An 11,948-nucleotide genomic window follows, 5' to 3' on the forward strand; every position below is an offset into this window, starting at 1 on the left:
AAAGTATATAAAAACAGAAAATTAATAATATATTGACCTCTCGATAGAAAGTCTATAAAATGAAAGCGATAACAAACGATTGCTTTAAAATGATTTCCCTGATCTTTTAGTATTTACAAATATATGAAGGCATAGGAAAATCTATTTTTTTAACTATTAATGCAAACGCTTTCGTATCAAAAGGTCATTGAAATACATACGTGAAAATAGTCAATATGGAGGTGAAATTAAAGAGATTTCTAGATTAATTTAAGTAGTGTTATGTAGTGTAAGCATAATAAATCGCTAGTAATATTTGAAGAAAGGGTGTATGTGGTGCAAATTACAAAAAGATTAATTAATAAATCATTCTTATTACTTACTATAATCGTTATGTTATCATCTGTTTTCTCCTTTCAGAGTGTGAAGGCAATTTCAAATTCGAAAACAACTGAAATTATCATTCATTACAAAGAAAAGCTTGGAAATACAAAAGACTGGAATCTTTGGTTATGGGGAGAAAATGCGAATGGTGCATCTTATGAATTTACTGGTGAAGATGAATTTGGAAAATACGCTAAGATAAAAATAGACGGCGACTATAATCGTGTAGGATTTATAGTTCGAACAAATGAATGGGAAAAAGATGGTGGGGATCGTTGGATTGAAAATATAAAGGACGGTCGTGCTGAAGTATGGATTCTTTCGGGTGATGAAAAAGTATATAACTCTAAGCCTTCTTCCGATCTCTCAATTCAAAAAGCAACTATTGAAAGTTTCCATGAAATTACTGTAACGACTAATGTCCCGTTTAATATTAGGGAAAAGAAAATTGAAATTGAAGGCATTAAAATTAAGAATATTAGTCCTTATGATTTAAACAGTGGAGACATTACTAATAAGGTTAAAATAATTACGGAACAGAAAATGGATTTAAAACAAACATACAAAGTTAAAGTAGAAAACTTAGCTAATACGAATACTGAAATTGGTAAAGTCATTCGTAGTGAGGAATTTGATAATTTATTTTATTATAGTGGTAATGATTTAGGGAATATATATACCCCGCAACATACAAAGTTCCGTGTATGGGCCCCTACTGCAAGTGAAGCGAAGTTGGTTACATATAAAAAATGGAGCGATAAAATAGGTACTGAAATAAACATGCAGCAAGGTGAAAAAGGAACTTGGACTGCAGAACTAAAGGGGAACCAAAAAGGGCTCTTTTATACGTATAAAGTCAAAATTGGTGATAAGTGGACTGAAGCAGTTGATCCGTATGCACGTGCTGCTTCTGTAAATGGAGATAAAGGTGCAGTTATTGATTTAGAAGAAACAAATCCGAAAAAATGGAAAGTAAACAAAAAGCCAAAATTTAAAAATCCGGAAGATGCTATTATTTATGAATTGCATGTACGTGATCTTTCCATCCAACCTGAAAGTGGCATTAAGCAGAAAGGGAAATATTTAGGTGTAACAGAAAAAGGAACAAGAGGGCCTGAAGGTGTGAAAACAGGACTTGATCATATAAAGGATCTTGGTGTTACACACGTTCAGTTTTTACCGATATTTGATTATGCTTCAGTAAATGAAGAGACTTTAAATGAACCACAATATAACTGGGGATATGACCCGAAAAATTTCAACGTTCCAGAAGGCTCCTATTCTACAAATCCTTATGAACCGACTGTTCGAATAACTGAATTAAAGCAAATGGTTCAAACACTGCATGATAATAATCTTCGTGTGGTGATGGATGTAGTATATAACCATATGTATAATGCTGCTGAATCTAATTTTCATAAGTTAGTTCCAGGTTATTATTATCGTTACAATGAAGATGGAACATTTGCAAATGGAACCGGTGTAGGAAATGATACTGCTTCAGAAAGAAAAATGATGAGGAAGTTTATGATTGATTCTGTAGCATACTGGGCAAAAGAATACAATTTAGATGGATTCCGTTTTGATTTAATGGGTATTCATGATTATGAAACAATGAATGAAATACGTAAAGCTGTTAATCAAATTGACCCTTCTATTATACTGCATGGAGAAGGCTGGGATTTAAATACACCTCTTGCAGCTGAGTTGAAAGCAAATCAAAAAAATGCGGAGAAAATGAAAGGGATTGCACATTTTAACGATGATATACGTGATGGATTGAAAGGTAGTGTATTTGAGGAGAAAGAAAATGGATTTGTAAATGGAAAGGAAAATATGGAAGACCGTATTAAAAAAGGTATTACGGCAGGTATTGACTACGATACAAATTCGTCTACCTATAAAGATCCAGAACAGGTACTAACTTATGTGGAAGCACATGACAATCATACATTATGGGATAAACTTGAGTTGACTAATTCAGGTGATAACGAAGAAGTGCGAAAACAAATGCACAAGTTGTCTTCTTCGATTTTATTAACATCACAAGGTATTCCGTTCTTACATGCAGGACAAGAGTTTATGCGTACGAAATATGGTGATCATAATAGTTACAAATCTCCAGATTCAATTAACCAGATGGATTGGTTGCGCCGTGCTTCATTTAATAATGAAGTAGATTATATGAAAGGCTTAATAGATTTACGGAAGAAGTACTCAGCTTTTCGAATGACAACTGTAGAGCAAATAAAAACACATGTATCATTTATTGATGCTCCGAAAAATACGGTAGCTTATACAATAGAGGGGAATAAAAACGAATACTTTATGGTGGCTCACAATGCAAATAGAGAAGCGGTTGAAATAGCACTTCCATCGCAAGGTCCTTGGAAAGTACTAGTAGACGGGAAGCAGGCGGGAAGTAAACCACTTTATGTTGTCCATGACAATAAAATTAAAGTTCCTGCATTAAGTTCATTTGTTTTAAAATCAGAAAAACCGATTAAATAAAAGCAAATAATGTGAAAGTGTATACTGAATTAAGTAAATTAAATAAGGTTTGTACATGTAAAAAGCGAAGTGACGGTTATTATCACTTCGTTTTTAAAGTTAAATCAATATAATTTCACATACTGTAATTAAATTACAATTTAATTAACAACAATAACTAAAAGGAGAAGAACTTATCAAGGTTCTTCTCCTTTTTAACGTGTAATTAGGGTATCCGTAATTGTAGGTATAGGTGGGGTAAATTAATAGACGAATAATTTACCCTTAAATTTATAACAGAATAAATAAAGATTTTTATATGTAACATTGCATATAGAGGTGCCACCGGTGAAAATGATGAGTAATGCTTTTCCATATGGCGAGTTTATTTCATTTTCCAATCGTGGAAGGTTAAGTGTGACGACGATTTACATGTGTGATTGGCTAAAAATGAAACATTACAAGTATAAGATTCTATACTTAGTAATCTCACAATTTAAGACCTGTCATTGGATAAATGTGGGGAGTTCAATCGATTCTGAATAAAATTAATAGTATCAGCGGCAATTTTTTTACGTTTAAGAACTATCCCGGCATGCCCACATGTATAAATATATCGTGTAGGTCTTTCCCAAGATTCCCACAAATAGTCCGTATCCTCAGAGTGCACATATAAATCCTGTTTACCTGAAATTAATAAAATATTTTCTTTTTTTACTTTTGGTAATGCTTGACTCGGTTCAGTGATTTTCCAATAATCTATTAAATCATCATACGTTACACCATGATGTTCCAAGTCTTCTCTAATAAATTTACCTGGAGTTGTATTCCAAATTGAATAAGAGAGTCGATTCGCGTAGAAAATGGATGCTAACACATCAATTTCCGCTTCAACAAGAGAGGTTAAGTTAGTAATAAATCCACCTAAGCTGATTCCTATTAGAATCAGGGGACCATTTTTATTTGCTTTAATCCATTTGATCAAAGCTCGTAAATCCGCTACCGCTTGTCTAGTTGCTTGTACTGTTCGTTCAATATTTGCACTTACCATGTACTCTCCACTGAATAGGGATTGATTGGGTTTTCTTTCAAAGTGATATGGGAGAGTGAAATAATACATATTCCACTTCAGGCTGGTCATATGGTCGTGGAATATTTTTTTTACACGTTCGTTAGAATCCATTCTCCAACCGTGAACAAAGATAACATGAGGTGCATCTTCATTTTTATGTAAGAATAATTCCCCAGTTACAGAATCGTTGCGTGAATCACCAGATTGAACCGAGCTTTTATATTTGAATTGTCCAACTATGTATTTCTTTTCCTGTTTTGAATGTTTAAAGTTAAAATGAATATCAGATGGTTTTACTTTATAAAAAGATTCTATGTCCTTTATATTTAATGAAGTGTTAGAAAGGGAAGTATACTGAAACTCTACACTTCTTTTCTTATGTAAATCATACAAGGCGTACCGATCAATGAGTTTTGAAAAAATCAAATTAACCTCCTCCAAAATACTTATTGTTTAAAACATGGACAAAATTTATGTTAAAAATTAATTATAAAATATTCTCTTTTCCTAATAGTAGATGATAAATTTGTATATCATATTATAAAGCTTGCAATAAAATAAAACTATAAATAATTTATACTAAAATCTAAAAAGCAAGTTAATATTCTCTTATATAAATGAGAATATTAACTTGCTTATTTTAAAGTGACGTGATTTGTATGAGATATATTAAACCATTAAAAACCCCTATAGATATCCAAATAGGGTTCTCTATATTTATTGTATAGAAATTACACAGTAAATATTTTTTGTGCTACATACATTAAATTAATCTTAACCTTATAACCTTCACTCTATAAATTCCTTAAACGGAATAACTCCTTATCAATATTCAAGAACGAATGCGTTTTTGAATTTATGTTCTAGCTTTTCTTGAACAGGTAAATGAATAACTACACATAAACTCCTTATATCTCTAGTTAAACTACCGATGAGCTCCATATAAACTCTAGATAACCTATATAGAATACAAGGTATCAAGGAGGTAAGAAAAAATGAATTTTATGAAACGAGCAATTCTCAGTATGAAAAAAAGGATAGGAACATCGTTAATTTTGATGGCAGTTTTTCTAATTGTTACAAATTTGGTTCTTTCAGGTTTCACAATCCAAAATGCATCAAAAAAAGCAGCGGATGCTGCAAGAAAAAAACTTGGTGCAGATGTTACTTTAGGTCTTGATTTTGACAAATTAGGTCAAAAAGCTAAGGAAACTGGAGAAATGCCAAATCCGCCGCAGCTAAATTCAAAAGAAACAGATCAATTAGCGAATTCAAAATATGTAAAAGACTATAATTACATAGGCAGCACTTTCGGAATTTCTGATGGACTTAAACTAGTAGGAGCTTCAGAAGGAGAAGAAGGAGGGAAAGGTAAATTGGGAATGGCGGCTGTACGAGGCGGTTCAAGCTCAGGTACAGAAATGGATATGAATGCTTCTTTTATAATTGAGGGAGTTCGCAAGACAGCATTACAAGAAAGCTTTAAAAACGGAAAAAGTAAAATCATTGATGGAAAACCAATTACAGAGAAAATGAAAGATCAGAATGTTGCTTTAATGGAAAAACGATTAGCGGAATTAAACAATTTGAAAGTAGGAGACAAAGTTAAAGTGCAATCCGGGGATAAGAAGGAAACCCTTGATGTTGAGATTATTGGTATTTACGAAACGAATGAGCAAGCAATGGGTCAACAGGCTCCGCCTATAATGGATCCTGCTAATAAACTATATATGCCGCATTCAACTATGAAAAAATTAGAAGTAGATCCAGGTATAAGTAGTGTTCAAGTCGTGTATTTCTTGAATGATCCACAATATATTGATGCATTTAAAAAAGAAGCAAAAAAATCTAATATTGATTTTAATTATTATAAATTAGATGCGCATGATTCATTGTACAAGCAAATGATTGGTCCTATCGAAAATATCTCTTCGACTTCTCAAATGATTATTTATATTGTATCGATTGCAGGTTCGATCATTTTAGGATTAATCATTATGCTATCAATTAAAGGTCGTCGTAAGGAAATGGGGATTCTATTGTCCATTGGAGAGAAAAAGTGGAAACTGATGGCGCAATTCGTAGTAGAAGTAGTCTGTGTCGCCATTTTAGCATTTGGATTATCCGTAACAACGGGAACTAAAGTTTCTCAATTCATAGGGGATAATTTACTTTCGAATGAAATTGCTACAGCAAGCGAAGAAACAGACACCCCGCAAAATGGTACTGTAATGATGTCTGGACCTGGTGGTACTCTACAAAATCAAAAAGAAGATCCAATTGATAAGATTGATGTAAGTGTAACAGGAGAAGATGTAGGGAAAATGGGTGGAATTGGACTAGCTATTGCTATAATAGCCACGCTTCTTCCGGCATTATCTATTCTACGCTTAAACCCAAAACAAATTCTTTTAAAAGATGAATAAGGAGGCTCGATATGGAAACGATTTTACAATTTAAAAACTTAGATTATTATTATGAAAGTAATGGAAAAAATGTAGCGATACTAGATAATGTTAATTTTTCTTTTCAAAAAGGGCATTTCTACACGATTTTAGGGCCATCTGGATCTGGTAAAACCACAACTCTAAGCTTAGGTTGCGGACTAGATATCCCCAAAAATGGCTATGTGCTGTATAATGGCAAGGATATTAGAAAAATTGGTTTGGATCGATATCGTAATCAATATGTATCTGTCATTTTCCAGTCTTATAACTTGATTACCTATATGACTGCTCTTCAAAATGTCTTAACAGCAATGGAAATTACAGGTGTTAAAGTACAAAATAAAACGGCAAGGGCTTTAGAATTATTAAAGAAGGTAGGGCTTACAGAAGTAGAAGTGAAACGTAACGTTCTGCAACTAAGTGGCGGGCAACAACAGCGTGTAGCAATTGCTCGAGCGTTATCTTGTAATGTTGATTTACTAATTGCTGATGAGCCGACAGGAAACCTTGACGAAGAAACGGCAATGGATATTATAGAACTGTTTCAAGAACTTGCACATAAAGAGAATAAATGCATTATTGTTGTGACGCATTCACAGGAAGTTGCAAAAAAATCAGATCGTGCAGTCTATTTAAGTAAGAAGAAGTTGGTCGTAAATGAAATCTAATTTAAACATCGTGGTTTTTAATTCACATAATTTTCAAAATCAATTTCTTTCTAAAGCTTATATTTGATTTATAATAAAATCAAGCCATAATCAAAATGGTCTCCCTGTATTGAATGTTAAGATAGTTTGTTGTTCCTTTTTTAACAATATTTGAAAAAGAACTTGTAGAATATTCTACAAGTTCTTTTTGTTATGATCGGTTACCTATATCATTGAGGAATTACATATAAAAAACGGGACTGTACCTAGATATATGATCTAAATACTGTCCCGTTTAACTGTATTTGTATAGTTATTGCAGAATTAAACCTACAATCATAATTAAACTAAATACTATCATCCAACCAAACGCACAATAGCCAAAAATTCTAATCCATTTAGGTAATTGATTCATGTTAATTTTATTTGTGGGAACTCCTTGCATAGACAACATCATTTTTTGATCTCTATCCCTATTATTTTGTTGTTCGTACATAATATCATCACCTTTCCAGAACTATTGTGTTTATAGTATACCAGCCTGAAGAAAATTATGTACAGAATAAAAGGGGATAGCTTATATATTATATGGTGAATTTTATAAATAAAGACGTTTAATTGCCCATAGCTCTAATCGCTAACCTTTTATAAATACTGAAAAAGAGCCCTACATAAATAGGACTCTTTTTCTTCAAGTATTAACTTGCTGGATATGCATCAGAACCAAGATAACGTTCTTTTATAATTTGAAGATGATGAAGTTCATGACCAGCAATGATGTATGCTAATGCACGAACTGTAACTTCAGAATTGTTCGCATTTCCTCTTTGTAACCAAGCTTCTTTATCTAAGCTTCTAAGTAAATACAAGGTAGATTGGCGAACAACTATTAAATTCTCAAGAAGATCTTGCATAGATTGCTTATCAAAAGCAGCTCTAAGAACATACATATCATCGTTATAGCCTGGAAGTTCTGTTGTCTCGCCTCGAGCAATAGATAGCAATCGATATGCCATAATACGTTCTGTATCTGCTATATGACCGATTACTTCTTTTATACTCCATTTAGTAGAAGCATACCGGAAAAGTCCCTCACTATCAGAAACTTCCTTTAATACAAGGTTCGTTTCCTTCATTTGTTGTTCTAGAATATGTATGATATTTCCGTCTGATACTAAGTTGATATACGTTGCATAATAGGGGTTATATTCACTTACCTTTGGTCTTATTTGCATACGAATCATCCTTTATATTTAATCTTTACATACAGCTTATCATAAAAGAATTCTAAATTAATCTGAAAAATGGGGGTGAATATACATTTTTCATCCTTCTTTTCAGTTTCATAGATTAAATGCATCCCAAATAAGGGAATCTAATTTGCCGCTAATCGGAATTTCGCTTTGTTTGCTGTATAGTAGGAAGATAATATTTAAGTTGGATACAGTGGATTGGGCGATCCTTAATTGTTGTCACTACTTATGACGATCGCCATTAAAAAAATAGTACACGTTATAAAACGAGCAGCCAGTCAATTCGTTCCTAATAAGTCTATACTTACTACAAAAACAAACAAACTCGTCCTATTTAGAGGAGAGTTTGTTTTGGTGTTTAGATAATGGAATGCTCATGCAAAATTGAACACTATGTTCCATATTTTTTATAGAATACTTTATATCTAGTGTTTCAAGAATTTGTTTAACAATATATAGCCCCAAACCACTTCCTCCAGTATTTCGATTCCTTGATTTTTCAATTCGATAAAATGGTTTGAAAATTTGTTGTATATCTTCATCTTTAATATTGACACCTGTATTTATAATTTGCATTTCGATTTGACCTTGTTTAGAATCCTCACTTAACTTTATATAGACTTTTTCATTATGTGGTGAATACATAACCGCATTATGGATAATATTTTTACATGCTTTTTCTAAAAGGGCATAATCTGTATAAACAGAAAGGGAAGAATCAATTTTTTTTATTATGTCGATGTTTTTTTGAGAAGCAAAAAATTCGAGATCTTTTGTGATTGTACCAATTAACTTTGAAAGATTAACTTCTTCTACTTTTAGTTTGAAGGTGTGTTGTTCTAATTTTGATACGCTTAAAATTTCACGAACTAATTGTTCCATACTTTCAATAATTTGATGATTTTTCTTTAAATATTGATCCCGATTTTGATAAGGACCAATATTGTATATCATTCCTTCTAAGTAGCCTTTCATTACAGTAAGAGGAGATTTTAATTCATGTGCTACAATCGCAAAAAACTCTCTGCGTTTTGTTTCTATTTCTCTTTCTTTTTCAATATCATTTTTTAATTGTTCATTTGCTTTCTTTAAATCAAACATTGCTTGTTGTAAGTTAATAGACATGTCATTCAAACTATTAGATAATTCTCCTAACTCATCTGTAGAGCGAACCTCAATTTTTTCGGAGAAATCTAAATTAGCCATCTTTTGTGCACCTTCATTAATATAAATAAGTGGCTTTGTAATAAACCTAGAATAGAAATAAGCACTCCCTACACCAATTATGAGTACAATGATACTAATATAGGGAAGGAAACGTACTAAAACCTGTGAAGCTTCATCAATCGGCTGAAATGTAGCGAACACTACAAGAGTTAAACTACCATCTTGGAATTGAATTGGTTTCGTAACGTTATATGAATTGCTAAGGGTACCTGCATTCTCTAATCTTGTTGCTTTAGTAACCACTGTGGTTTGCCTACCACTTTGAATAAAAGAAAATGAAGGGGAATAAATAATTATTCCGTCTTTATTTTGAAGCGAAAGCATCGCATTATTTTTTTTTGCGTATTCATCAAAAAGTGGTATCGCATCTTGAAACGTAAGATCTTTAGACTTTTCAATTATTTCTTTTATCCCTGTTTGAAGTTGATCTGTTTTGTATTGCTCATAGAACGTAGGGAGAAAGAAGTATAAAGTTAAATAAATCAATACTGCAAAGGATAATAAAATGAGAGATGTAGTCATAAAGAGTTTATAAGTAATTTGCTTCATTTTCATAAGTTTCACAATACTATTCATCAATTTTATAACCAATACCCTTTATTGTTTTAATATAAGGGATAGCTAATTTTTTGCGTAGGTTTTTAATATGTGTATCAATTATTCGTGTTTCTCCAAAATAATCGTAGCCCCAAACCTTTTCAACGATATTTTCTCTTGTGAGTACTTTTCTCTCATTTTGAAATAGTAGTTGTAGAATTTCAAACTCTTTTGTCGTTAATATAATTTCGACGTCATTTACATACACTCTATATGCATCCGCATCGATACGTACTTCTTTAAATATCAAATGATTATTTACATTTTTATCATAACTTCTTCTAAGTACAGCTTCGACTCGTCTAATCAAAACATGAAATGAAAAGGGTTTTGTTATATAATCATCGATTCCAAGATCGAATCCTTTCATTTGATCTTCCTCTTCTTCCAACGCAGTTAGCATAATAATTGGTACGTTTGAATGACTTCGAATCATTTTAGAAACTTCAAACCCATTAAGATTGGGCATCATGACATCTAGAAGAATTAAATCAAATGATTGCTTATTAAATTGTGTCATACCCTCTAGTCCATCTGAAGCGACTACCACTGTATAATGCTGTGTCATTAAAAATTGTTTAATTAATTCCTGAATTTCTTGATCGTCCTCTACCACGAGAATATGATAGTTTTTCATAATATCACCTCTGGTAGTCATTATAGCCGTACTATCTGGAGTTTATGTGGAGATACAGTAGGAAACTTCATAGGATGTTTAACGTATTAGCTCCATTTACTTTGTTATGGAGAAATAATTGTATGCTTGAAAAAAACTTACCGTATGAAAAGATGTACGATTAATATGTACGAAGAACCAATGTATAATAATGTAAAATATATATGATTTCTTAAACTGTGTGAAAATATACTTTTGCTTCTTTACCAGAAGAGGGAAAAGAATTTCAATATAGAAGAAGTTACCGTAACACTAAAGTATGTACCACAAACTTTAGATTTCTTTTGTCTAGTTTCTGTTTAATCTTTAATCACTACATAACAGTGCTCTTGCTAAACCAAAAGTTTAAAGGTACGAACTTGGAGAGATGTACATAATGCTAGAATGATTTGAGGAGTTATAAAGCTATGCTGTTTGATTTAGATGATACGTTACTTGATAGGGATAAGGCAGTAGATAAATTGTTTTTATTTGTTTTAGAGAAGTGTTATGGGGATGTTAATGATGTAGTTAAAAACAATATGTTACAGAAATTCAAAGAATACGATAAAAGGGAATACGGCATTGGTGATAAAACGACAGTTTTGGAGTCTTTATTTGATGAATTTCCACCGAAATATCGATTACCAAAGGATTATATTCAAGATTTTTGGAATCATAATTTCCCTAAATGTTTTTCTATAAACCAAAATACTATTAATTTCTTAAATAGTATCAAGATGCATATTAAAGTTGGTATTATTACAAACGGCTCAACGCAGAGGCAAAAAGCTAAAATATTTAACACGAATTTAAAAAGATATTTTGAAACAATCATTTTTTCTGAAGAAGCAGGATGTAATAAACCTGACAAGCGTATTTTTGAATTAGCATTAAATGAGTTTAATATGGAACCAGAAGATGTGCTCTTTGTTGGAGATGACTTAGAAAAGGATATCGCTGGTTGTCAAAATGCGAATATAAAGGGAGTATGGTTTAACCCTCAGAAGACTAAGAATAATACCGAAATACAACCGTATGCCGAAATTAGTACTTTTGATAGTTTATTATGTTATTGTGGAGACATAAATTTTCAAAAATAGTTAAAAGATAGATCATCCTTAATTTCATTGACCGTATGAAAATATTTAAAACAATGTAAATTTACAACAACATAGGGAGAAAATTAAGCAAGGA

The 11,948-nt window shown here is 31.9% G+C and carries 9 protein-coding genes; 4 read left to right on the forward strand and 5 right to left on the reverse strand.

What is annotated here, in order from left to right:
• Positions 1-315: 315 nt before the first annotated feature.
• Entirely contained in the window at positions 316-2,874 is a 2,559-nt protein-coding gene (pulA, locus tag COK05_RS17565) for a type I pullulanase (protein ID WP_098613597.1), read from the forward strand.
• Between the two features lie 475 nt (positions 2,875-3,349).
• Here pulA and COK05_RS17570 read toward each other — a convergent pair whose 3' ends face one another.
• Positions 3,350-4,351 carry an alpha/beta hydrolase gene (locus tag COK05_RS17570; protein WP_098613598.1) on the reverse strand — a complete coding sequence of 334 codons (1,002 nt, stop codon included), beginning with the start codon at positions 4,349-4,351 and terminating at the stop codon, positions 3,350-3,352.
• Positions 4,352-4,920: 569 nt separating this feature from the next.
• On the opposite strand from COK05_RS17570, the gene COK05_RS17575 reads away from it, so the two are divergent.
• Together COK05_RS17575 and COK05_RS17580 are read left to right on the forward strand one after the other, a co-directional pair.
• On the forward strand, positions 4,921-6,351 hold the full coding sequence (locus COK05_RS17575; RefSeq protein WP_098613599.1) for an ABC transporter permease: 1,431 nt from the start codon (positions 4,921-4,923) through the stop codon (positions 6,349-6,351).
• 11 nt (positions 6,352-6,362) lie between these two features.
• Positions 6,363-7,040 (forward strand): ABC transporter ATP-binding protein, encoded by a 678-nt coding sequence (locus tag COK05_RS17580; protein WP_098613600.1) that lies wholly within the window; start codon positions 6,363-6,365, stop codon positions 7,038-7,040.
• A gap of 292 nt (positions 7,041-7,332) precedes the next feature.
• Here the strand turns inward: COK05_RS17580 and COK05_RS17585 are convergent, their stop codons facing one another.
• The 4 genes from COK05_RS17585 to COK05_RS17600 all read right to left on the reverse strand — a co-directional run bounded on the left by COK05_RS17585 (position 7,333) and on the right by COK05_RS17600 (position 10,733).
• The gene (locus COK05_RS17585; RefSeq protein WP_088096562.1) at positions 7,333-7,515 is read right to left on the reverse strand and encodes a hypothetical protein; all 183 of its coding nucleotides are present in this window, start codon (positions 7,513-7,515) and stop codon (positions 7,333-7,335) included.
• 202 nt (positions 7,516-7,717) lie between these two features.
• The gene (locus COK05_RS17590; RefSeq protein ID WP_098613601.1) at positions 7,718-8,254 is read right to left on the reverse strand and encodes a DinB family protein; all 537 of its coding nucleotides are present in this window, start codon (positions 8,252-8,254) and stop codon (positions 7,718-7,720) included.
• A gap of 348 nt (positions 8,255-8,602) precedes the next feature.
• A complete protein-coding gene (locus COK05_RS17595) occupies positions 8,603-10,075 on the reverse strand; it encodes a sensor histidine kinase (RefSeq protein WP_098613602.1) in 1,473 nt (490 codons plus the stop codon).
• A complete protein-coding gene (locus COK05_RS17600) occupies positions 10,068-10,733 on the reverse strand; it encodes a response regulator transcription factor (protein ID WP_098613603.1) in 666 nt (221 codons plus the stop codon). The genes COK05_RS17595 and COK05_RS17600 overlap by 8 nt, the downstream gene beginning before the upstream one ends.
• Positions 10,734-11,179: 446 nt before the next feature.
• On the opposite strand from COK05_RS17600, the gene COK05_RS17605 reads away from it, so the two are divergent.
• Positions 11,180-11,854: an HAD family hydrolase gene (locus COK05_RS17605; RefSeq protein WP_141539146.1), complete on the forward strand. Its 675-nt coding sequence runs from the start codon at positions 11,180-11,182 to the stop codon at positions 11,852-11,854.
• The last annotated feature ends 94 nt before the right edge of the window (positions 11,855-11,948 follow it).

This window comes from Bacillus cereus, from assembly GCF_002567495.1.
Taxonomy (GTDB): Bacteria; Bacillota; Bacilli; order Bacillales; family Bacillaceae_G; genus Bacillus_A; species Bacillus_A cereus_AQ.

What these genes read in the sequence shown, in the direction of transcription:
- COK05_RS17575 (WP_098613599.1), top strand. Translation starts at nt 4,921, where the DNA reads ATGAATTTTATGAAACGAGCAATTCTCAGTATGAAAAAAAGGATAGGA.
- COK05_RS17580 (WP_098613600.1), top strand. Translation starts at nt 6,363, where the DNA reads ATGGAAACGATTTTACAATTTAAAAACTTAGATTATTATTATGAAAGT.
- COK05_RS17585 (WP_088096562.1), bottom strand. Translation starts at nt 7,515, where the DNA reads ATGTACGAACAACAAAATAATAGGGATAGAGATCAAAAAATGATGTTG.
- COK05_RS17590 (WP_098613601.1), bottom strand. Translation starts at nt 8,254, where the DNA reads ATGCAAATAAGACCAAAGGTAAGTGAATATAACCCCTATTATGCAACG.
- COK05_RS17595 (WP_098613602.1), bottom strand. Translation starts at nt 10,075, where the DNA reads ATGAATAGTATTGTGAAACTTATGAAAATGAAGCAAATTACTTATAAA.
- COK05_RS17605 (WP_141539146.1), top strand. Translation starts at nt 11,180, where the DNA reads ATGCTGTTTGATTTAGATGATACGTTACTTGATAGGGATAAGGCAGTA.
- COK05_RS17600 (WP_098613603.1), bottom strand. Translation starts at nt 10,733, where the DNA reads ATGAAAAACTATCATATTCTCGTGGTAGAGGACGATCAAGAAATTCAG.